The 22,695-nt window shown below is 45.2% G+C and carries 22 protein-coding genes and 2 tRNA genes; 15 read left to right on the forward strand and 9 right to left on the reverse strand.

Annotated elements, in window-relative coordinates; genetic code table 11:
- Positions 1-5: 5 nt before the first annotated feature.
- Positions 6-1,184 (forward strand): aldose epimerase family protein, encoded by a 1,179-nt coding sequence (locus GWR56_RS16315; RefSeq protein ID WP_162432277.1) that lies wholly within the window; start codon positions 6-8, stop codon positions 1,182-1,184.
- 53 nt (positions 1,185-1,237) lie between these two features.
- On the opposite strand, the gene GWR56_RS16320 is transcribed toward GWR56_RS16315, so the two are convergent.
- Positions 1,238-1,828, reverse strand: coding sequence for an NTP transferase domain-containing protein (locus tag GWR56_RS16320; RefSeq protein ID WP_162432278.1), 591 nt, complete (start codon positions 1,826-1,828; stop codon positions 1,238-1,240).
- 5 nt (positions 1,829-1,833) lie between these two features.
- Entirely contained in the window at positions 1,834-3,042 is a 1,209-nt protein-coding gene (locus GWR56_RS16325; protein ID WP_238395252.1) for an XdhC family protein, read from the reverse strand.
- A gap of 82 nt (positions 3,043-3,124) precedes the next feature.
- On the opposite strand from GWR56_RS16325, the gene moaA reads away from it, so the two are divergent.
- Genes moaA through GWR56_RS16350 form a run of 5 tightly spaced genes read left to right on the forward strand, consistent with a single transcriptional unit; the run spans position 3,125 to position 7,991 of the window.
- Entirely contained in the window at positions 3,125-4,114 is a 990-nt protein-coding gene (gene moaA, locus GWR56_RS16330; RefSeq protein WP_162432279.1) for a GTP 3',8-cyclase MoaA, read from the forward strand.
- An 11-nt stretch (positions 4,115-4,125) separates the two neighbouring features.
- On the forward strand, positions 4,126-5,319 hold the full coding sequence (locus GWR56_RS16335) for a molybdopterin molybdotransferase MoeA (RefSeq protein ID WP_162432280.1): 1,194 nt from the start codon (positions 4,126-4,128) through the stop codon (positions 5,317-5,319).
- A 3-nt stretch (positions 5,320-5,322) separates the two neighbouring features.
- On the forward strand, positions 5,323-5,793 hold the full coding sequence (gene moaC / locus GWR56_RS16340) for a cyclic pyranopterin monophosphate synthase MoaC (RefSeq protein ID WP_162432281.1): 471 nt from the start codon (positions 5,323-5,325) through the stop codon (positions 5,791-5,793).
- Positions 5,774-6,955, forward strand: a complete 1,182-nt coding sequence (locus GWR56_RS16345) for an NTP transferase domain-containing protein (protein ID WP_202925340.1) — start codon at positions 5,774-5,776, stop codon at positions 6,953-6,955. The genes moaC and GWR56_RS16345 overlap by 20 nt, the downstream gene beginning before the upstream one ends.
- Complete coding sequence (locus GWR56_RS16350) at positions 6,945-7,991, forward strand: HesA/MoeB/ThiF family protein (protein ID WP_162432282.1); 1,047 nt, start codon at positions 6,945-6,947, stop codon at positions 7,989-7,991. Before GWR56_RS16345 ends, GWR56_RS16350 begins: the two co-directional genes overlap by 11 nt.
- A 119-nt stretch (positions 7,992-8,110) precedes the next feature.
- Here the strand turns inward: GWR56_RS16350 and GWR56_RS16355 are convergent, their stop codons facing one another.
- Both GWR56_RS16355 and GWR56_RS16360 read right to left on the reverse strand, forming a co-directional pair.
- Positions 8,111-8,530: a molybdenum cofactor biosynthesis protein MoaE gene (locus tag GWR56_RS16355; protein ID WP_162432283.1), complete on the reverse strand. Its 420-nt coding sequence runs from the start codon at positions 8,528-8,530 to the stop codon at positions 8,111-8,113.
- A gap of 82 nt (positions 8,531-8,612) precedes the next feature.
- Entirely contained in the window at positions 8,613-8,852 is a 240-nt protein-coding gene (locus tag GWR56_RS16360; RefSeq protein ID WP_162432284.1) for a MoaD/ThiS family protein, read from the reverse strand.
- A 97-nt stretch (positions 8,853-8,949) separates the two neighbouring features.
- Here GWR56_RS16360 and fdhD point away from each other — a divergent pair, with 97 nt between their 5' ends.
- The 6 genes from fdhD to GWR56_RS16390 are packed head-to-tail and all read left to right on the forward strand — an operon-like array spanning position 8,950 to position 15,219.
- The gene (gene fdhD, locus GWR56_RS16365; RefSeq protein WP_162432285.1) at positions 8,950-9,825 is read left to right on the forward strand and encodes a formate dehydrogenase accessory sulfurtransferase FdhD; all 876 of its coding nucleotides are present in this window, start codon (positions 8,950-8,952) and stop codon (positions 9,823-9,825) included.
- Positions 9,803-10,159 (forward strand): hypothetical protein, encoded by a 357-nt coding sequence (locus tag GWR56_RS16370; protein ID WP_162432286.1) that lies wholly within the window; start codon positions 9,803-9,805, stop codon positions 10,157-10,159. The genes fdhD and GWR56_RS16370 overlap by 23 nt, the downstream gene beginning before the upstream one ends.
- The gene (locus tag GWR56_RS16375) at positions 10,156-12,468 is read left to right on the forward strand and encodes an FdhF/YdeP family oxidoreductase (RefSeq protein WP_162432287.1); all 2,313 of its coding nucleotides are present in this window, start codon (positions 10,156-10,158) and stop codon (positions 12,466-12,468) included. The genes GWR56_RS16370 and GWR56_RS16375 overlap by 4 nt, the downstream gene beginning before the upstream one ends.
- Positions 12,469-12,497: 29 nt before the next feature.
- Positions 12,498-13,250 (forward strand): DUF481 domain-containing protein, encoded by a 753-nt coding sequence (locus tag GWR56_RS16380; RefSeq protein ID WP_162432288.1) that lies wholly within the window; start codon positions 12,498-12,500, stop codon positions 13,248-13,250.
- A 30-nt stretch (positions 13,251-13,280) separates the two neighbouring features.
- Positions 13,281-14,060, forward strand: coding sequence for a phosphatase PAP2 family protein (locus GWR56_RS16385; protein ID WP_238395253.1), 780 nt, complete (start codon positions 13,281-13,283; stop codon positions 14,058-14,060).
- Positions 14,061-14,112: 52 nt separating this feature from the next.
- Entirely contained in the window at positions 14,113-15,219 is a 1,107-nt protein-coding gene (locus GWR56_RS16390; RefSeq protein ID WP_162432289.1) for an acyltransferase, read from the forward strand.
- Between the two features lie 58 nt (positions 15,220-15,277).
- On the opposite strand, the gene GWR56_RS16395 is transcribed toward GWR56_RS16390, so the two are convergent.
- The 3 genes from GWR56_RS16395 to hscB all read right to left on the reverse strand — a co-directional run bounded on the left by GWR56_RS16395 (position 15,278) and on the right by hscB (position 16,615).
- Positions 15,278-15,796 carry a hypothetical protein gene (locus tag GWR56_RS16395; protein ID WP_162432290.1) on the reverse strand — a complete coding sequence of 173 codons (519 nt, stop codon included), beginning with the start codon at positions 15,794-15,796 and terminating at the stop codon, positions 15,278-15,280.
- Between the two features lie 190 nt (positions 15,797-15,986).
- Positions 15,987-16,066, reverse strand: a tRNA-Leu gene (locus GWR56_RS16400).
- A gap of 24 nt (positions 16,067-16,090) precedes the next feature.
- Positions 16,091-16,615 carry a Fe-S protein assembly co-chaperone HscB gene (gene hscB, locus GWR56_RS16405; RefSeq protein ID WP_162432291.1) on the reverse strand — a complete coding sequence of 175 codons (525 nt, stop codon included), beginning with the start codon at positions 16,613-16,615 and terminating at the stop codon, positions 16,091-16,093.
- 72 nt (positions 16,616-16,687) lie between these two features.
- Here hscB and GWR56_RS16410 point away from each other — a divergent pair, with 72 nt between their 5' ends.
- The 3 genes from GWR56_RS16410 to katG all read left to right on the forward strand — a co-directional run bounded on the left by GWR56_RS16410 (position 16,688) and on the right by katG (position 20,121).
- Positions 16,688-17,476 carry a helical backbone metal receptor gene (locus tag GWR56_RS16410; RefSeq protein WP_162432292.1) on the forward strand — a complete coding sequence of 263 codons (789 nt, stop codon included), beginning with the start codon at positions 16,688-16,690 and terminating at the stop codon, positions 17,474-17,476.
- Between the two features lie 82 nt (positions 17,477-17,558).
- Positions 17,559-17,640 (forward strand) — tRNA-Leu (locus tag GWR56_RS16415).
- A gap of 201 nt (positions 17,641-17,841) precedes the next feature.
- Complete coding sequence (gene katG, locus GWR56_RS16420) at positions 17,842-20,121, forward strand: catalase/peroxidase HPI (protein ID WP_162432293.1); 2,280 nt, start codon at positions 17,842-17,844, stop codon at positions 20,119-20,121.
- Positions 20,122-20,188: 67 nt separating this feature from the next.
- Here katG and GWR56_RS16425 read toward each other — a convergent pair whose 3' ends face one another.
- Together GWR56_RS16425 and GWR56_RS16430 are read right to left on the reverse strand one after the other, a co-directional pair.
- Entirely contained in the window at positions 20,189-21,103 is a 915-nt protein-coding gene (locus GWR56_RS16425; protein WP_162432294.1) for a DUF4397 domain-containing protein, read from the reverse strand.
- A gap of 12 nt (positions 21,104-21,115) precedes the next feature.
- Complete coding sequence (locus GWR56_RS16430) at positions 21,116-22,690, reverse strand: SusD/RagB family nutrient-binding outer membrane lipoprotein (protein WP_162432295.1); 1,575 nt, start codon at positions 22,688-22,690, stop codon at positions 21,116-21,118.
- Between the last annotated feature and the right edge of the window lie 5 nt (positions 22,691-22,695).

Genomic DNA, 22,695 nt, shown 5'->3' on the forward strand with positions numbered 1-22,695 from the left:
ATATTATGCGAAATACACTTAATAAACCAAATTTGGCACTCGTGGTAGCAGGCAGTTTACTTATTATCGCCTGCAACCAATCTGCTAAAAAAAATACACCTATCATGACAGACAGTACCGCTACTACACCACATTTACCACAGGCATCAGCGTTCGAAAAAACCATTAATGGCAAACAGACTCATTTATACATCCTAAAAAATAAAAATGGGGTAGAGGCTGCTGTTACCAATTATGGTGGACGCATAGTAAGCCTTTTAGTGCCCGATAAGAATGGCAAGCTGACAGACGTGGTTTTAGGATTCGAGAATGTGGATGGCTTTATCAACTCAAAAGAACCTTATTATGGCGCTACCATAGGCCGTTACGGTAACCGTATAGCGAAAGGCAAGTTTAAATTGAACGGCATAGAATATACTTTAGCCACCAATAATGGCCCTAACACGCTCCACGGCGGCCATCCAGGTTTTCAGGAGGTGGTTTGGGATGCCAAACAGACAGACAGCGCTACCTTAGAGCTAAGTTACCTGGCCAAAGATATGGAGGGCGGTTTCCCGGGCAACCTTAATGTGAAAGTCACTTACCAGATTACCGATGATAACGCCATGAAGGTAAGTTACTCGGCGACTACCGATAAGAACACCGTTGTTAACCTAACCAACCACGCTTTTTTTAACCTGAATGGCGAAGGCAGCGGCACCATACTTGATCATGTGGTACAGATCAATGCAGATAATTATACCCCGGTAGACAGCACGCTTATTCCAACAGGTAAAATAGAGGCCGTTGCCGGTACTCCTTTCGATTTTACAAAGCCTGCTACCATTGGGGCCAGAATCAATACCGATAACGTGCAGTTAAAAGACGGCAAAGGCTACGATCATAATTTTGTATTAAGTCAGCATGATATCACCACGCCGGTTGCCACCGTTATTGGCGACAAAAGCGGTATCAAAATGGAAATTTTTACCGAAGAACCTGCTTTACAGTTTTACAGCGGTAACTTTATGCAGGCACAAAACGTGATGAAGGGTGGTAAAAAGGACGAGTTTCGTACCTCGTTCGCTATGGAAACCCAGCACTATCCTGATTCGCCTAACCAGCCTACATTCCCTTCGACCGAATTAAAACCGGGACAAACGTATAAAACACAATCTATCTATAAGTTTTCGGTAGTCAAATAAAGAAACCCGACAATTTAAAAAAAGAGACGCGATATTTAAGCGTCTCTTTTTGTTTAAGACAGGTTTGTATTGGTTAACTTCTCCCAATCTTTCACCGTATCAATATCAACACTCCCCAGCGGGAATGGCACGCCTAATACATCATCTGCATGTTGCAGCAAAAGTTTTTTGGCGCCTTCCTTACCCTTTAAAGCCAGCAGATAAGGAAAATACTTTTGTTTGAATAAAGCCGGCACACCAACCGTACCGTTGTATGCTGATGCAACAATGCCTTTAGTATCATCCCGGGCGACCGTGATTAATCGTTTTAATAGCATTTTATCAGCAAACGGCTGATCGCAAAGCATGAAAATTATGGATTTTACAGTCTGGTAGTCGCGAAGCAATGTTTCAACCGCAAGGCTGATGGATGTAGCCATCCCCGCGGGCCAGTTGGAGCTATACAGGATATTAACCGGCTGATCTTTGATGGAATATTCGATATCCCCGCGATTAGCGCCTAAAACAACCATCACCGTTTTGGTAACAGATAAAGCGTTAGCTATAGCGTGTTGTAAAAGTGTTTGACCTTTATACACCAAATTTTGTTTTGGTGAACCCATCCGTGTAGATGCACCTGCTGCTAGGATAACAATGGCTATCATGGTCTTTAAGCATCTGTGGGTAACGGGCTCTGTACCATTTGCAGGTTTTGAGTACTGCGGGCAGATGTTTTGTATCGCAATGACAACCCGTTCCGTCTCATTAAAACTGCTTGAATCTCGGCAATGATAGATAAAGCGATCTCCTCGGCATTTTCCGACCCTATGTCTAAGCCGGCGGGGCCATAAACGCTATTTAATTGATGAGGTGTTATATCAAGGCCATCTTGCTGAAGTTCTTCTATCATACGAATAAGGCGCTTTTTGGGGCCTAACGTGCCGATGTATGACAATTGCAGTGGCAGTAACTGTTTCAGCATCTCCCTATCATAATTGTAGTTATGGGTCATCAGCACAAAAACGGTGCGATTATCTAAATGAAGTTTAGCCAAAGCCTGGTCAGGCCTGCTTACTATTAAGGTATGCGCCCTGGGGAAACGATCTACCACAACATAATTTGCCCGGCCATCTATAACTGTAATTTGCCAGCCTAAAACGCCGGCCAGTTGGGTAAGTGGTATGGCATCGTTACCGGCCCCAACTATAACCAGCGATACAGCCGGTTGAAGCAACTCGATAAAACAAGTGAACCTGCTTGCGTAAATGTAAGTTTTGGTAACCGAATTGCCCTTTTTTAGCACATCGGCAGCATCCGTTAAAATAACATCTTCAATTATACCATCCGGAAAGGCGCCAGTTACTTTTCCATCTTCGGTCATTAAGGCGCAGGTACCGGGTTGCGCCGCTTGTTTATCGTTCAGGGCAAAAACAGTGATAAGTACAACCGGTTTTCGTTCACTCAAAAACTGTCTGAAATAGGTTATAGGGTTATTAGGCGAAACAACATTTACCGGCTCAATCAATATGTGAATAATGCCATTACAGCCTAACCCGACACCAAATTTTGCGTCATCATCGTCGGTAGTATCGTACGTAACCAACATGGGTGTTTGGCGGGCCATGGCCAGCCGGGCTTTGCGTAGCGCATCGCCTTCCAGGCAGCCACCGCTTATAGCACCGGTAAGCTGTCCATCATCGGTGATAAGCATACGCGCACCGGCACGCCTGTACGATGAACCCTCTACATGCACTACCGTTGCCAACGCGCTCTGTCTGCCTGCGTTTTGCGCGGCATCAAATGCCTGTACTATGTCCTCTAATTCCTTCACTAAGTATCTTTCTTCAAAAATAAGTTTCTGAAGCCATTTATTAGCCACATTAACAACAATTAAAAAGCTTTGTAATCCTTACCTTTACCAAACTCCAGCTCATTGCCGGGGTTAACAAAATAAACATCATTTGCTTTTAGATAACCACGGACGAAAAATAAACTACCTGCGGCTGGCTGTTACCGACCGCTGTAACCTGCGTTGCTTCTATTGCATGCCTGCAGAAGGCTTAGACTGGCTGTCGCGAACAGAGTTGATGAGCTACGAAGAAATGCTGCACATATGTACTTTGATGGTTAAAATGGGCATCGAAAAGGTACGTATAACTGGTGGCGAGCCATTTGTGCGCAAGGATATTATGCAGCTGCTTAAAGCCCTATCAAAACTGGATGGTTTAAAAGAACTCACCCTTACCACCAACGGCGTTTTAACCGCGCCCTACGTAGAAGAATTAAAACAGATAGGCGTGCGCTCCGTAAACCTGAGTCTGGATACATTGGATGCTAACCGCTTTTTTGCCATTACCCGCCGTGATGAGTTTGCCGCGGTAATGGAAACCATGGAGCAACTGTTAAAGCACGATATAGATGTAAAGATAAACACCGTGGTAATGGCCGGTAAAAACACGCAGGATATCATTCCATTGGTGGAGTTAACCAGACAATTGCCGGTGAGTGCGCGCTTTATTGAAGAAATGCCATTTAACGGCGAGGGACATAGCTATAGCGGCATTGTGTGGGATTATGTAAGCATCTTCGAGGAGATTCGCCAGGCTTTTCCTGACATCCAAAAAACGCCTGACCCACAATACTCAACTTCCTATAATTATCAAATACCCGGGCATAAGGGTAGCGTAGGTGTCATCGCCGCATATTCACGTACCTTTTGCGGCACCTGTAACCGCATACGGATAACGCCGCAGGGTATTTTAAAAAATTGCCTTTATGATGATGGCGTATTAAATATTAAAGATTTGATGCGCCTGGGTGTAAAGGACGCAGAACTGGAAGAAACCTTACGCCGCACATTTAATACCCGCGAAAAGGACGGCTGGCAAGCCGAGCAAAAGCGGTTAGAAAACCCTAACTTTCACGAATCTATGGCCACCATTGGCGGTTAACAAGGTATTATATGATAACGGTAGAAGAAGCCGAGCAACTTATACTCGACCAATTAAATGATTATGGTAACGAAACCGTTCCTTTTGAATTGGCTTTAGGCCGTGTACTGGCTGAAGATATAAAAACCGACCGTGATCTGCCGCCATTTAACCGGGTTACTATGGATGGCATCGCGATAGCATATGAGGCAATTGAAAAGGGTATCACCACATTTGCCATAAAAGCTACCCAGGCGGCGGGCGATGAACCTGTTAATATTGATACCGTATACGAGTGTATTGAGATCATGACCGGAGCGGCATTATCATCAACCACTGATACTGTCATTCGATACGAGGATGTTGTTATATCAGATGGTATGGCAAAGGTTTTAACCATCGATATAAAACCGGGGCAAAACATCCATCAAAAAGGAAAAGATAAGAAGCAGGATGAAGTGGTTGCTGCCGCAAACCAGGTAATAACGCCCGCTATTATAAGTTTGGCTGCATCAGCAGGCAAGCCCATGTTACGCGTTAAAACTATGCCGAGGGTGGTGATCATATCATCGGGGGATGAGCTTGTAGATGTTGCCGATACGCCGTCTGATTTTCAGATCAGACGATCAAATAACTATACTATTAAAGCTGTTTTAAAGCGATATGGCATAAATGCAGATATGGAGCATATTGCAGAGGACGCTGATATCACCAAACAACAGATACAAAACTGCCTGCAAAATTACGATGTAATACTGCTAAGTGGTGGCATAAGCATGGGTAAGTTCGACTACATACCGCAGGCATTAGAAGATCTGCAGGTAAAAAAACTGTTTCATAAAGTATCGCAGCGCCCCGGCAAACCGTTTTGGTTTGGCAGGCATAGCAATGGCGTGTTGGTGTTCGCATTCCCCGGCAATCCGGTGGCAACGTTTATGTGCCTGCACCGTTATTTTTTGCTGTGGCTGAACGCTTGTCTTGGTATATCAGGAAAACCTCCTGTGTATGCGCAGCTAACTAAAGACGTAACTTTTACGCCGCCGCTAAAATACTTTTTGCAGGTAAAACTTAACTTTACAAAACAAGGGATAATAACTGCTGAACCTGTAGAAGGCAACGGCTCGGGTGATTTTGCTAACTTAGCTGATACCGACGCTTTTATGGAACTGCCCATGGAACGCAGTGTGTTTAAGGCAGGAGAGGCTTTCCCGGTAATAAATTTTTAAGATATGCTCAGTCATTTAGATAGCCAAAATAACCCCGCCATGGTGGATGTATCCGAAAAGCAAGTTACATACCGTACGGCCACGGCGCAAAGTGTTATGGTGCTACCTGCCGAAGTTTTACAGCACCTGGCAGATGGCGAACTGCAGAGCAAAAAAGGTTCGGTATTTCAAACGGCTATCGTAGCTGGTATCATGGCCGCCAAAAAAACCGGCGAACTGATACCGCTTTGTCATCCGTTGGGTATGGATAATTGCAAGATAACTATTGAGTTATCTGAAAACAACGAAGTGGTAATTGAGTGCACAGCAACTATTACCGCTAAAACCGGTATTGAGATGGAAGCGCTGGTTGGTGCCTCAATAGCGGCGCTCACGGTATATGATATGTGCAAAGCCATGAGCCACGATATCGTCATTAAAGAAACCAAACTGATAGCAAAAACGGGAGGGAAACGTGACTTTAAACGATCATAAAAAGCACAGCGCTATTGCCCGGCCTGCTATGGGCAATTTTGGCCGTAATGAATGGGCAATACTGGGCGGGCCCTGCACCGTTATTAAATTCCTTGCCGACCAGATCATTACGGCATTATCACCTCAATACCAATGTGCTTACGCCGATACCTCACATAAAGATGATATGATAGGTATGCCCGGCAAACTGGCAAGCGGCGCGGCGCTTGAATATATCGATCAGCTTAACCATAGTCAGTTGAATTATAAGGCTGCCTTAACGCCATTTACACAGCGCGAGTTGTTTTCGGGTATGGATATGGTGCTGGTAAACGGCAACCATCAGCAGGCAAAGGCACAAATCGTAATAATTGATATCAACAAAAGGGCGTCACTGCAAAGGCGTTTAGATCAATTAAGCAATGTAGAACTGTTCTTATTTGCCGATAACGCAAGCGAGGTACCCGACTTTATACAGGAAGCCTTACCTAACTGGCAGAAGATACAGACACTAAAATTAAATGATGATACCCTGCAGATCATCAATTTCTTCAAAAATAAATTGCAACAAGCCAGGCCAGTGTTAAACGGCTTGGTTCTAGCCGGCGGCAAAAGCGCCCGCATGGGTTACGATAAAGGCGCGGTTAACTGGTATGGTAAAGAGCAGCGTTACCACATGGCCGATCTGTTGAAAAGATATTGTGATGAGGTTTTTATTTCCTGCCGGGATATTGATCAGCAACAGCAAATTGATAAAGGTTATTTAAGTCTGCCGGATACGTTTACTAATCTCGGTCCGTTAGGCGGCATCCTGTCGGCCTTTCGGGAGCATCCCGATAGGGCATGGTTAGTTGTAGCCTGCGACCTGCCTTTGATAAACGAGGATGTATTGCAGCATCTGATCGCTAACCGCAATACAGCTACCATAGCTACCGCTTATAAAAGCGACCAAAACGCCTTCCCGGAACCGTTGATAACTATTTATGAGCCAAAGAGTTATCCAACTTTACTTCAATTTTTGGCACAGGGATATTCCTGCCCGCGTAAAGTACTTATCAATAGTGATATTACGCTGCTGCAACCAGCCCCGCCTGATGCCCTGGCCAATGTGAATACACCTGAAGAACTGGATAGAATAAAACGGATCATTGACCAAAAAATAACCACCACTAATGCATCCTGACCTCTCGCGATATAGTTGCCAGGTGGCATTGCCGGGTTTTGGCGAGGCCGCCCAGCAGTTATTGAAGCAGGCAAAAGTACTTGTGGTAGGCGCTGGGGGTTTAGGCTGCCCCGCAGCCCAGTACCTTGCTTCAAGTGGTATAGGTACAATAGGGATCGCTGATTTTGATACAGTATCCATCAGTAACCTGCACAGGCAGGTGCTATATACCCCACCGGACGTAGGAATGTTAAAGGCGGAAATAACCTGCAAGCGTTTACAAAAGCAAAACCCGGGTATCAGGCTGTTGCCACATACAGAAAAAATAACTTCTGCAAACGTAATGGAAGTTATTGAAGATTATGATGTTATCCTTGATGGCACAGATAACTTTGAGACGCGGTATTTACTGAACGACGCTGCGGTGCTATCGGGGAAGCCGGTAGTTTATGGTGCGATATATCAATATGAAGGGCAGGTTGCCGTGTGGAATATGTCTAATCCTGACGGCACCCGCTCACCCAATTATCGCGACCTGTTTCCGCAGGTAGATGCCACACAGGTGCCTAATTGTGCCGTCGGCGGGGTTATCCCTACGCTCGCAGGGATAATTGGCTGTATGCAGGCTAACGAGGTGATAAAGTTCCTAACCAACACTGGCGAACTGCTTGCAGGCAAAATATTGATTTTCGATGCGCAAACCATGCAAAGCCGTATCATCAAAATAGGTACATCGACCAAAACCAATATTACCGCTTTACAACAAACCGCCAATATTCTAACCATAACTGCTGAAGGAACCAAGGCTGGGTTGGAGAATAACACACTTGAATTAGTTGATATTCGCACCGACCAGGAGCGGGATGAATACAACATCGGTGGCCTGCATTTTGAACTGGATGAATTAGAAGATAACCTGGATAAATTTAAGCCGGGAAAGACCTACGTTTTTTATTGTTCCTCAGGCAAAAGGAGCGGAGAAGCTGTAAAATTGCTTCAACAACAATTGCCGGGTATTAAGGCTTATTCGCTGGAGGGTGGTTTGGGCGGTTGGTAAAAAGAGTGTCATTGCGAGCGATAGCGTGGCAATCTTCTACATGTTTGTTGCCGACTTTTCTGTCGAAGATTGCCACGTCTCTACTCTCCTCGCAATGACGCGTGATGTAAAAATCCCGGTCACGGATGCGCTGCTACCCAAACTTCACCATCCTCAAAAAACTCTTTTTTCCAAATAGGTACGGTTTGTTTAAGGGTATCGATGATATAGCGACAGGCTTGAAATGCCGCATCGCGGTGCGCGGCAGATACGGCTATAACTACCGGCACCTCCCCAACCTGTAAAGTGCCGGTACGGTGATGTACAAGTACTTTTTGTACCGGCCATTTTTCAGATACCTGTTTAATTATCTTCTTTATTTCATTGATAGCCATATTGTCATATGCTTCAAATTCAAGTTTTAATACTCTGTTTCCTTTTGTGGCATTCCTTACTGTTCCAATAAAAACATCTATCCCGCCAGTATCGGGAGACATCACCCAGTCAATGCATGATTGGATATGTAAGGGCGTAGAAAGTATTTGTATATCGGTTTGCATTTAGTTTTCTTGAATTTGAGTGAACCGCGACCGTTCGAAAAGAGGGTTTAAGTTCTCTTTTCAAAGAGTATTACTAGAAGTATTATCCGCCGCTCACCGGCGGTATTATCGCTACTTCGTCACGTTCAGTGATGATTAACCCGTCCTGTGCATACTCATTGTTGACTGCGACCATATAACTGGCAAGCTGTTTTAACTTCGGGTATTCCTGTTCCAGGGAGGCTTTGAGGCCGGTAGTTGTAGCGTCCTCTGATTTAACCCTCACCGTTGAAGCCCCGAATATATCTTTGGCAATGCCGAATGCAAGCACAGTTATCTCCATAACGCAAATATGCAACAATCTTGTTCATATCATCAATAACCCATCTAGTTGTATCAAAATAAAGAACAATGCTTTATGCTAAATTGTATATTTGGATATGGCTGCCAATGCTGTTTTACAAATACCGGTCACCAGGTTTACCTATGGCGAAAGCGAAGCCCTTAACGACGCTGTTGCTATTGAAGAGCCTTTAGAGATCCGCCTGGAATACGGCCCTGTCACCGACCGTAAAGTGCAGAACATTTCGGTTACCATGCGCACGCCCGGCAACGATGCCGAACTGGCCACGGGTTTTTTATTTACCGAAGGCATCATCAAAAACGCTTCGGATATAAAGGAGGTGGCGCATTGCTTTATAGCTTGCGCTGAAAATCGCGAAAATGTGATACAAGTTAGCCTTGCCGAAAACATTGTTCCGCACCTGCAAAATACCGAACGCAACTTTTACACTACATCAAGCTGTGGTGTTTGCGGTAAAGGATCTATAAACGCTATCCGCACCGTGAGCAGCTATAATAACGATAGAACAGATGCCAACGCAATTGATGCAGCCTTGTTGACAATGCTACCTGATACGCTCCGCGAACATCAAAAGGTATTTGCCGATACGGGCGGTTTACATGCCTCGGCGCTGTTTAGTACCGCCGGCGAACTGCTAATCGTTCGGGAGGACGTAGGCAGGCACAACGCGCTTGATAAGCTTATCGGCGCAGCGCTCGATCAAAATACTTTGCCGTTAAACAACTCGGTTTTGCTGTTGAGCGGGCGTGCCAGTTTCGAATTGGTGCAAAAAGCTGCAATGGCCGGCATCAATATTATTGCAGCGGTTGGCGCACCATCAAGTTTGGCTGTACAACTGGCGCAGGAGTTTAATATTACCCTGGCCGGCTTTTTACGCGGGCAACGATTTAACGTTTATACAGCGCCGCAGCGCATTTTAAAACCTACTTATGAAGATACGTATAAAAAATAACGGACTACGATACAGGCTTACGCGCAGTGAGGTAGCAGCATTTGCGCGCGAGGGTATTTTTCAAGAGAAAGTACACATAGGTGATGATGCGCTCACTTATGTTCTGCAACGTACCCCCGGAAGCCTGCTATCGGCATCCTTCAAAAATAATATTATTACCGTGCTGGTTCCTGAAACGGTAGCCAACGAGTGGACAGGCACCGACCAGGTGGGTTTCGAACACAAAACAGACGCCTTGCATTTATTGGTTGAAAAAGATTTTACCTGCCTTGATAATGTTGACGAAGACCAAAGTGATAATTATCCTAACCCTTTAGCTGCTTCAAGGTCATGAATGATGAAAACGAACAACCAGCGGCATTGAATCCCGAAGAACTGCGCCATTTGAAGGTAACCGAACCCAAAAAGTGGGCGGCAGGAATGCCGGCTGTAGCTGCGGCGTTAAAAGATATTTTTGAAGAAACAGGTGCTACGCGCGGGGCCGGGGCATTGTTTACCATGAACCAAAAAGGCGGATTTGATTGCCCCAGCTGCGCATGGCCGGATCCTGATGACGACCGCTCGCCCCTGGCCGAGTATTGCGAGAATGGTGCAAAAGCCCTGGCCGAAGAGGCCACTACAAAAAAGCTGACGCCCGAATTTTTTGCGCAGAACTCTATAACTGACCTGGCCAGGCTGGATGATATGGAGATAGGCAAAAAAGGCCGTATAGCACAGCCTATGTACCTGCCAAAAGGTGGTACACACTATCTGCCAATTACCTGGCACGATGCTTTCCGTAAAATTGGAGATAAGCTGAATGCACTCGCGTCGCCAAACGAAGCGGCGTTTTACACTTCGGGTCGTACCAGCAACGAGGCATCGTTTATTTACCAGTTGTTTGTGCGCGAATACGGCACCAATAACTTGCCCGATTGCTCAAATATGTGCCACGAATCGAGCGGCGTAGCTTTAGGCGAAACCATTGGCATTGGCAAGGGTACAGTAACCCTCAATGACTTTTACTCTGCAGATGTGATCATCATTATGGGGCAAAATCCCGGCACCAATCACCCACGGATGCTAACCGCTTTGGAGAAAGCCAAAAAGAAAGGGTCAAAAATAATAGCCATTAACCCGCTGCACGAGGCCGGGCTAATGGCATTTAAAAATCCGCAAACGGTTAAAGGCGTTATGGGATTTAGTACCCAACTGGCCGATTTATACTTACAGGTGCAGATCAACGGCGACATGGCGCTGCTTAAAGCCTTAGAAAAGCTTTTGTATGATGCCGAGCAACAGGAACCGGGCAAGGTTTTCGACCGGGAGTTTATAGCTAACACCACAGTTGGCTATGACGAGTTTATTGACCGCGTAAAAAACTTTAACGTGGACGCTTTATGTGCCGCGGCCGGCGTACCGGTTGAACAGGTTAGGCAGGCTGCCGAAATGATAAAGCATAAAAGCAAGATCATCATTTGTTGGGCTATGGGCATTACCCAGCATAAAAACGGCGTAGAAACTATTAAGGAAATACTAAACCTGGTGCTGCTTAAAGGCAGCATTGGCAAAGCCGGGGCGGGTTTATGCCCCGTTCGCGGGCATAGTAATGTACAGGGTAACCGCACCATGTTAATATGGGATAAGCCCAAAAAGAAACAGTTGGACAGGTTGAAAGAAGTATTTGGCTTCACTCCCCCGTACGAACCTGGTTATGATGTAGTGGAGGCTATAAAGGCCATGCACGAGGGCAAACTGAAGGTATTTTTTGCTATGGGGGGCAATTTTCTTTCGGCTACACCCGATACTGCATTTACTGCCCGGGCTATGCGCAAACTGGAAATGAACGTGCAGGTTTCTACCAAGCTTAACCGCAGCCATTTAGTTCACGGCCTTGAAGCGCTCATTTTGCCAACACTCTCGCGCAGCGACAAAGATATCGTTAATGGCGAAGATCAATTTATCAGCTGCGAAAACTCGATGGGGGTGGTGCAGTCGTCAAAAGGGATATTGGAGCCTATATCAAAAGAACTGCTAAACGAAACACAAATTATCTGTGAGTTGGCAAAAGCCACTTTAAGTAACCGCACCGTTATTGACTGGGACAAATATGCCAATAGTTATGATGCTGTACGCGATGCAATAGCACAAGTGATACCCGGCTTTGAGAATTACAACCAGCGTATACGCCTTCCCGGTGGGTTTTATCTGCCGAACGGGCCACGCGAGGGAAAATATGAATCCGCGAAGTTCAAGGACAAAGCGCCTTTCAGCATTACGCAACTAACGGTTAAGCAAATGGCCGATAATGAATATATGATGACCACGATACGAAGCCATGACCAGTTTAACACTACTATCTATGGGCTGCACGACCGTTACCGCGGCATCCATAACGAGCGAAGGGTTATTTTTATGAATCCTCAAGATATAACAGAAGCGGGTTTTTCTGCAGGAGATCAAGTTGACCTGTTTAACCACTATGATGGTATCGAACGTGTTGCCCGCCTGTTTATCATCGTGCCGTACGATATTCCGAAACGTAACACCGCTACCTATTATCCCGAAGGTAATGTTTTAGTACCTATAAACAGCGTAGACGATAAAAGCAACTGCCCAACCAGTAAGCTTGTGTTTATCAAAATAAGAAAACATCAGGGATAAAATACGTAAGCAATGACTTTCCGCTTCATATGACCAAAATTGCAACCTGCATTAAACTTTTAATATTAACGGCCGCAATAACCTGTTTTTTTGAAAGTACCTACGCGCAATTTAACGACAGCACGCATTATCATACTGCTTTCCAGTCGTCCGGCTCTATCAATAAAACTAACGATGGTGCGGCATATCTGCTTAACAACGCGTTTAGATTTAACATTAAAAAGAAGGATATATCATTAAATTTTAGCAACAACTGGATATATGGCAAGCAAAACGGCAACCTTAGCAACAATGATTTTTCTACCGCGTTGGATTTCAATCTTTATAAAGGCATCCCTCATTTTTTTTACTGGGGCCTGGTTAATTACAACACCAGCTATTCTTTAAAAATAAATAATCAGTTACTTGCAGGGGCCGGTATAGCCTATAGCTTGTTCGATAGCGCCAATACTTATCTCAATATAAGCGATGGTGTATTATTTGATTCCAGCGACCTGATGCTGGCAAATAATAAACGCGACGTGTATCAAACCTACCGTAATTCGTTGCGTTTGCAGTTCAGGTTTAATATTAAAGACAGGGTGGTGATCGACGGCTCTAACTTTCTGCAAAACTCAATGCAGCAGCAAAGCGATTATATTATACGATCTACTACAAGTCTTTCGTTTAAATTGCAAAAATGGCTCAGCCTTACCACATCACTTAACTATAATCGCGTAAATCGTACAAACAGCGAAAACCTGCTGTTCACGTATGGCGTTACCGCCGAAAAATGGTTTTAAATTTATAACAGATATTATATCAAACACTCATTGAAAAAAATAATCGTCCTGTTGTTAAGCATTACCTGGTTTAATGTTAACGCCCAAACATCCGATAGCACAAGGATAGACTCAGCCAAATTATTAGCTTTACCCGACACTGTAAGACACCTGGAGAGCAAGGCGGCTTCATATATCGCGCCTGCTGTGTTTGTCACCTACGGTGCGCTATCGTTATTTGTAAAGCCGATAAGAGATGTGGATATACATGTTTATAACGATATGCAGGAAGATCACCCGAACTTTCATAACCATATCGAGAATTATCTCCAATATGCACCCGCAGCAATGGTTTATGGTTTAAACCTGGCGGGTGTACAAGGTAAAAACACTTTCGTAGACAGAACGATATTGTACGGCATGTCGGTAGGTATAATGTCATTTACTACTTTTACTTTGAAGAAGGTGACTCACCGGCTTCGTCCTGATGGGTCTAATAGTTATTCGTTCCCATCCGGCCATACCGCTAACGCGTTTGCGGCAGCCGAGTTTATGGCGCAGGAATATTCCGAAAAGTCGCCATGGTATGGCATAGCGGGTTATTCATTTGCTACCGCAACGGCCATATTGCGTGTTTACAACCGCGACCATTGGTTCAGCGATATTGTTGCAGGGGCGGGAGTGGGTATACTCTCTACAAAGGCTGCTTATTTGATCTATCCTTTATTCAGAAATAAATTATTCCACGATAAAAATTCCAATAAAAATAGCCTTATCATGCCAACGTACACAAACGGTGTTGCTGGGTTTGCTTTTGTAAAGCAGCTGTAAGGGCAAATAATACATTTGCGGCTTAAATGCATGCTCTATATATAGATTTTTAATGAATAAAAACGACTTAGCTACCAAGCCGCACTACCCTATATTAGATGGCCTTCGCGGTGTGGCGGCCATTATCGTTGTAACCTTTCACCTGGGCGAGCCATTATCAACCAGCAACCTGGATAAGCTGGTCAATCACGGATACCTGGCCGTTGACTTTTTCTTTTTGTTATCAGGTTTTGTGATCGGTTACGCTTACGATGACCGCTGGCCTAAAATGACTGTTGGTACTTTCTTTAAACGCCGTATCGAACGCTTGCAGCCCATGGTGGTTTTGGGGATGACCCTGGGCGCTGTCGGGTTCTATTTTACCGATTCAACACTATGGCCGCTTATTCACACTATCCCGGTATGGAAGATGTTGCTGGTTATGCTGGTAGGGTATACCATCCTGCCTGTGCCTTTATCACTCGATATACGCGGCTGGGAAGAAATGCACCCGCTGAACAGTGTAGGGTGGTCGTTGTTCTTTGAATATATTGCCAACATACTTTATGCAGTCTGGATCAGGAAATTCTCAAAAACGGCATTAAGTGTTTTCGTAGTTATTGCTGCGATAGCGCTCGCGCAGATGGCCATAACCAACGGCGACGTTAGCGGTGGCTGGACGCTGAATATACCCCAGGTACGCATCGGGCTAACCCGTACAATATTTCCTTTTTTTGCCGGGCTGTTGCTTTCGCGTTTAGCAAAGCCCACCCGGATTAAAAATGCCTTTTTATGGTGCAGTTTGTTAGTAGCAATCGTACTTTATATGCCGCGCATTGGCGGTGCCGAATACCTGTGGATGAACGGGCTCTACGAATCTGTTTGTATCATTATCGTTTTCCCGCTTATCGTGTACATTGGCGCGAGCGGGGTTATAAAGTCACAAACAGAAAGTAAAGTTTGCAAATTCTTAGGTGATATATCCTATCCGCTTTACATGGTACATTACCCGCTGGTATATTTTTACGTAGCCTGGATAAGCAACCACAAAGGCATAACCATTGCGCAGGTATGGCCTTACGCGTTACTCATTTTAATAACCGCCATCGCATTGGCCTATGCCGCCTTAAAATGGTATGACGAGCCGGTTAGGAGGTGGTTGAGGAAGAAGTTGGGATAGGATGGAATTATTTGTCTTTCATGCTGTTACGCGACAACGCCAAAAAACGACAGCAAGGTTAATCATCCAACTTTGTCAATTTAAAAGTCGAATCTTTTTTAAAGCCGGATAATAAGCCATTTTTTATTACATAGTTTGTTGAATCAGTTATTAAATGATATTCATTCCCTTTTTTTCTGAAATCCCCATCCAAAAAACTTGTCGAAGATCCCGGCATAGTGCTTTCACTCATACTAAAAGTACTGTCCAATTTCATATGAGTTATTTTAAATACTGTGTCTCCGATTGTGAAATCCCAACTTTCATATCTTATTTGCTGATGTCTCTTTATTCCTGAATCAAAGACGAAGTAGACTATGATTGCTGAAATGAGCGCGTTAACCAAGAAAAGTTTCGAAAGTTCCTTTTTAGTGAAGTATAACAATAACGCGAGAAGTAAATTTATACCGATTACTAATGGAACTATTATTAAGATACCAATCGAAATACTTGGGTCGGGATCCATTTGTTTGATCCAAAACCAACTAAGGAGAAAATCAAGTATTATAAGGATAAGTAATTTCGTAGGTAACTTCATATCGGTATAGGCTTATATTTAACTATGGTTCAGTACATGCTTACATCTAACTCAAATCTATGTAAAAGTGTACAATAAAACTTATGAGCGTGTTGTAGATGTAATTAAAAGATGAAGTTCCGGTTTAAGGCGGAAAGAAAAACGCACTTCTTTAAAACAACAAAGCCTTGATATAAATATCAAGGCTTTGTACCCAGCGCCGGAGTCGAACCGGCACGGTTTCCCACAGGTGTTTGAGACCAGCGCGTCTACCAATTCCGCCAGCTGGGCATACTTATCAAGCAAGTCATTTGCTTAGAAGCGGGCTGCAAATGTATCTAAACTCTCTTTAATTCGCAACAGATATTTTTGCCTGTAGTAAATATTTGCAATATCATTTAGCCTGTCTTCCCTGGCGGTATCGTTCAAGTTTTCATAGTCGTTTGTAAGTGCGCTGAGTTCCTCGGTTATATCGCCCTCAATGGCAGCAACTTCCGCGCTGATGTCGCCAAATTGCTGTGCGTTCTCAATCTCCATCAGCCGCTCGTTAATGTCCATCATCTCCATTAAAAAATCTGCCGGTAGCTGCGGTTTAGCGCCCTCGTTCACCAGGTCGTGCAGCTTCAGTATATATTCTAACAGCTTGTTAGGGTCGCTAAGTGTTTGGTAGGCCTTATTATTCAGGGTTGATAGCTCCAGTATTTCCTGCTGTTTGTTATCGTCCTCGTTCGCAAAAAAGTCGGGGTGATACTGCTTGCTCAAAGCATAAAACTGCTTTTTAAGCTGTGCTGCATCGGGCTTAAATGTTTCGGGCAGGCCGTAAAATTCGAAGTAATTCATTAATGCAAAACTACAAATTTTTGGTGGCTGAAATTTAAATTACCTTAGCGTATATAACATAGCTAATCTATTATGCCCGTTTTTTACGACCAGATGAACAACGCCGTTAATTTACCGGCAGCGCCGCGGCGAATCATTTCTATCGTGCCATCGCAAACGGAACTGCTGTTCTATCTGGGTTTAGGCGAACGGATTGTTGGCGTAACCAAATTCTGCATCCATCCGATAGAAAAAGTTAAACAGGTGGCTAAAATTGGGGGCACCAAGCAATTAAACATCGGGGCGATACATCAACTGCAACCCGACCTGATCGTTGCTAATAAAGAGGAAAATGAGCAAAGCCAGGTAGAAGAACTGATGAAGCATTACCCGGTTTGGGTAAGTGATATAACCGACCTGGACGGCGCGCTTGACATGATAACCAAGGTAGGAGAGGTGACCGGCAAGCTAACTGAAGCGTTAAGCATATCCAATAAAATTTCGCTCCAATTTCAAACCTTAAAGTCCGGTGGTGCAAAAACGCGGGTTACATACTTTATTTGGCGCAAACCTTATATGGTTGCGGGCAGCGGGACATTTATAAACAGAATGCTGCAATTATGCGGATTTGAAAACGCGATTAACGCAACAAGGTATCCCGAACTTACCATTGAGGCTATAAAAGAGGTGAACCCACAGGTTATACTGTTGTCATCAGAGCCTTATCCATTCGCTAAAAAACATATTGATGAGTTTAAAAAGCTGCTGCCCGATGCAAAGGTGGTGCTGGTTGATGGCGAAATGTTTTCATGGTATGGTAGCCGTTTGTTACATGCGCCAGCATACTTTAAAGGCCTTATTGATAAATTAACACCAATGTAATGAGGCAGATAACGAAAAAAGTAAAATTCCGTTTTAAAGTATAGCTTTTTAAGCTATCTTTGCCAACTCTAAAAAACCAAACGCGGAAGTGGCGTAATTGGTAGCCGCACCAGACTTAGGATCTGGCGCCGCGAGGCGTGGGGGTTCGAGTCCCTTCTTCCGCACATTTTTTGAAGCCGTTAACTGAGCAAGTTAGCGGCTTTTTTTATGCCTTATACACTTTCAGGCGCTTAGCGAGCTTATATAAGTTTTAACTATCCCTTCATAGAGATTATTGATTATGATTATAAATATCAATCCCCTATTTTTATATAGTGTCCCGATACAACGATTATAAACAAGATACCAATACCAAACTCTAAGAAATGGAAAACGATTCAAACGACATCAGTAAATGCCCTTTTCACAATGGCAGTATGAAACATAATGTTGGCGGCGGCGGTACCCGCAACCGCGACTGGTGGCCCAACCAGTTAAAACTGAATATCCTCCGCCAAAATTCATCCTTATCGAATCCGATGGGTGAGGGCTTCAATTATGCGGAAGAATTTAAAAGCCTCGATCTGCAAGCTGTTAAAACCGATCTGTATGCACTCATGACAGACTCGCAGGATTGGTGGCCGGCAGATTTTGGACACTACGGCGGGTTATTTATACGCATGGCATGGCATAGCGCGGGTACGTACCGGGTAACGGATGGCCGGGGTGGTGGTGGTGCAGGCTTACAGCGGTTTGCGCCGCTTAACAGCTGGCCCGACAATGTTAGCTTGGATAAGGCACGCAGATTACTATGGCCCATAAAACAAAAATACGGCCGCAAGCTTTCCTGGGCCGACCTGATGATACTTGCCGGTAATGTTGCGCTGGAATCGATGGGCTTTAAAACGTTTGGATTTGCAGGTGGCAGGCAGGATGTGTGGGAAGCTGACGAATCGGTATACTGGGGTTCTGAAACCACGTGGCTGGGTAACGACAAGCGTTATCCTGACGGTTCGCCGGGTGTAGAGGGGCATGGTGTTTTAGTATCTGATGAAGATGCGGATGGAGATACACACTCGCGCAACCTTGAAAAACCGCTTGCGGCCGCCCACATGGGCTTAATTTACGTTAACCCCGAAGGTCCGGATGGCAACCCTGATCCCATTGCGGCTGCGAAGGATATACGCGAAACGTTCGGTCGTATGGCCATGAATGACGAGGAAACCGTTGCGCTCATTGCAGGCGGTCATAGCTTTGGAAAAACCCACGGCGCCGCCTCGTCAGACCATGTGGGCAAAGAGCCTGAAGCTGTCGATCTGGAATTGCAAGGCTTCGGCTGGGCTAACCAATACGGCTCGGGCAAAGGCCCTGACACTATAACCAGCGGGCTTGAAGTGACCTGGTCTAAAACGCCTACTCAATGGAGCAACAGCTTTTTCGAGAACCTGTTCGGTTTTGAATGGGAACTTACCAAAAGCCCGGGTGGCGCGCATCAATGGGTGGCTAAAAATGCAGACGACATTATACCCGATGCTTACGATGCCACCAGGAAACATAAGCCTACCATGCTTACCACCGATCTGTCCTTACGGTTCGACCCGGTGTACGAAAAAATATCGAGGCGTTTCCTGGAAAACCCTGACGCATTTGCAGATGCATTTGCGCGCGCATGGTTCAAATTAACACACCGTGATATGGGCCCCCGCGACAGATACCTGGGCCCGGACGTGCCCCAGGAGGTATTACTCTGGCAAGACCCCATACCAGCGGTTGATCACCAATTAATTGATGAAACTGATATTGCCGTGTTAAAGGTAAAGATATTGGCGTCAGGTGTGTCGGTTTCAGAGCTGGTTACAGTAGCCTGGGCATCGGCCTCTACCTTTCGCGGGTCTGACAAACGCGGGGGTGCCAACGGTGCGCGTATCCGTTTAGCGCCGCAAAAATACTGGCAGGTAAATAACCTGCCACAGCTGCAAAAAGTGTTGACGGTATTAGAAAACATTCAAAATGAATATAACAGTGCGCAGCAAGGTGGCAAAAAGGTTTCTATTGCCGACCTGATCGTACTGGCTGGCTGCGCGGGTGTTGAAAAAGCTGCACGGGATGCAGGAAAGAACATCAGCGTTCCGTTTATACCGGGCCGTATGGATGCATCTCAGGAACAAACTGATGTTGAATCGTTTGGTTACCTTGAACCCGCCGCGGATGGTTTCCGCAATTATCGCAAATCAAAAATGCCGGTATCTACCGAGGAATTACTGATTGATAAAGCACAACTACTTACACTTACTATACCGGAACTTACAGTGCTGATAGGCGGTATGCGGGTATTAGAAACAAACTTTGACGGATCAAAACATGGCGTATTCACTTCAACTCCTGGCCGGTTAACCAACGACTTTTTTGTAAACCTGCTTGATATGAGCACTGCGTGGAAAGCGATATCAGAAAGCAAAGAAGTTTATGAAGGACGCGACCGTGCTACCGGGACTGTTAAATGGACGGCGACACGTGCGGATCTGGTATTTGGCTCTAATTCCGAGTTGAGAGCTGTTGCCGAGGTTTATGCAAGCGCAGATGCGCACGATAAATTTGTAAGAGAGTTTGTAGCCGCCTGGAACAAAGTGATGAACCTCGACAGGTTTGATTTAAACAGGCAGTAACGTTTACACCAATTTGTAAATAAAAAAAGCCACCCCAAAAAGGTGGCTTTTTTTATTTAGCGCAATTTTATTTATTGGTGTAATAAGTAATGCCCGGGGCGTTAAAATATATCTCAGGCGCACGGGTTACAGGATCGGTGGTTGGCAATTTTGGCCTGGCAGATGCCCTTAAAAGAATAGAAGTGCCCGGAACTGCATAATCAGCAGCAAGCCCTCTGCCTATTATGGTATAGTACCTGCCCGGTGCCAGCGGTATATCGGCGGTTATAGTACCAAAGGTGGTGGCAGTGCCGCTCAAAGCCATCTGGAATTTATAGTTTGTTGTACTTGTAGGATTAACATCTACCGGTACAAAATCGGTTACCGTGCCATAGCTTGTATTGGGTATTACGGTTTGCGTAGTTGCAGTGCCTCCGGCCAGGGTATAGGTGGCGTTCAGGTCTAAAACCTCGCCGTTGGGTACCATATGAGCAAAGCGCACAAACGCTTTATTAGCTATCGGGGCCGGGAATTTATCCTCAACCACCTTAACCTTTAAACCATTGGCCGATCCACCCGGCAAGCCCATTAAGAATGCCGAGTAGGCAGAGCCATCTTTAGTGGCCTGGGTAACCTCTCCAATAACTGTTTGGGGTGCAACAGTTTGCGGGCTCTTTAATACCGGATCTGAAGTTGCGGCTGTGAATTTAATAACAGTACTGCCGGGTGACACGGATAGGTAATTTAAACCGGGGAAAACAGATAAATAACTAAAGCCTGTGGTTATCGATGTCACTATTTCCTGATCGGTTACGGGATAAATGGTTGTCGCCGATACCTTTTTATCATTAACGAACCCGTCTACAGCAGGTACACCCGGCGCCGCGTGTATCAATTTTATTTGCGCGCCGGTAGCCATTTCGCCCTGTTGGGTTATTTTTGTTTTGGTACAACCTGCCATAACTAAAAGCAGGCTGCACGCCATGTATATCGTTTTGTTCATGTCTGTTATTGTTTATGGTAATACAAACCACGGTTTTTTAGTGTGGTAATCAGGATCGAGGGCACCTATGAGCTTAAGCGCAGGGATATTCCATATGTACTCAGAATTGTACCGTGGCCTTAAAAGGTACACCTGTTTACCTGCGTTAGCGGGGTAAATGGTAGTAGGTTTTACATACCCCTGGAAAATGTTCTGATCATATTCGTACCTGCGCATATCAGCCCATGCTTCTGGGGCGCCCCACACAAACAGCGAAATATATTTTTGTTGTAATATATCGCTCAATTGTAACGAGGCAGGGTCCTGGCGTACGCTCGCGCTGGTTAAATAGGCGGTTTTGGCAGATTCAGAAATATAGTTTTGAGTACCTGTTAAAGAACTGCCGATAGGAGGGTTGCTTACAAAGTCAAGTGCGCCCTTAATACCATTTATGTAGGCCGCATAAGCACCGGGCTTATCACCCTTTTTAAACAACGCCTCGGCCGCGAAAAACTGCACCTCGGCGTAAGTCATCAAAACACCCCGGGAATTATCATTAAATATATACTTTGCTGACGCTGTACCCGAGTTGGCTGTAGTAGCCCCGGCCATTGCCGGTATGGCAGTATTTGCATCAGCGGTATTAGGGTCGCCAAGGGGGGCTACAACACCACGATAAACACCATCCTTACTTGCCGCAAGCAATAGGGGCAAACGCGGGTCCATGGTTTTGTCCTGTGTTGGCAATCCCGCCAATATGCGGCCGTCAAGCAGCCTCACCATATAATCCGACTGGCGAAAGCTCGGAATGTTTCCGCGGGTGGGCCCCCAGAAATTTGCATCGCCCGATTGCGAACCGGTGCATTGTACGCTTGCATTATCGGCGTTGCTTACAAATGAGCTGTCAGCATATTTCTTTACAAGATCGGCATTAAAGGTGGCCTTATTGCTTTGGTGAAGCATATTCTGGGCGAGTATCGCATATACAAACTTTACCCATTTGGTCCTGTCGCCATAATACATATAATCTCCTTTTGCCAGGTCGGCAGAAGTGTTGCCATCGGTTTTTATAGCCAGATTTAAGTAATCAAGGGCTTTTTGGCAATCTTTAACAACCTCAGCATACACATAATCGGGGCTATCATAATTAAAGGTAAGCTTTGTAGGGTCAAACGCTTCTTTTACGATCATGTTATTATATTCATCGCCGCCATTTTGCCATCCCCACGCGCGCAACGCCCAACCAACGCCAATGTAATCGTATTTCTTTTTGGCCATGGCATCTTCCCACATCAGGTTTACATTTTGCCCAAGGCTAAAATAAACCGTACGCCACATCTCACCGCCCGAATCGCTGCCGGGCACGTAGCCTTCCTGGTCCCAAACGTTATTAGCGCTTGGCGAGCCCCATATTTGCGCATACTGGCCTATATATCGGCTGTCGTACCAGTTACCCCGGGCCATACCTGCCAGCATTGGTGGTAATAATGTACTTGCGTCAACATTGGTTGGTGCATTGGGGTTATTATTAATATCGGTGAATTTTTTACAACTGCTTGCAATGCTTATCGCAAGTAAAGCAGTAAACGTGTATATAATTTTTTTCATGGTTA

The organism is Mucilaginibacter sp. 14171R-50 (assembly GCF_010093045.1).
In the GTDB taxonomy this organism is placed as follows: Bacteria; Bacteroidota; Bacteroidia; order Sphingobacteriales; family Sphingobacteriaceae; genus Mucilaginibacter.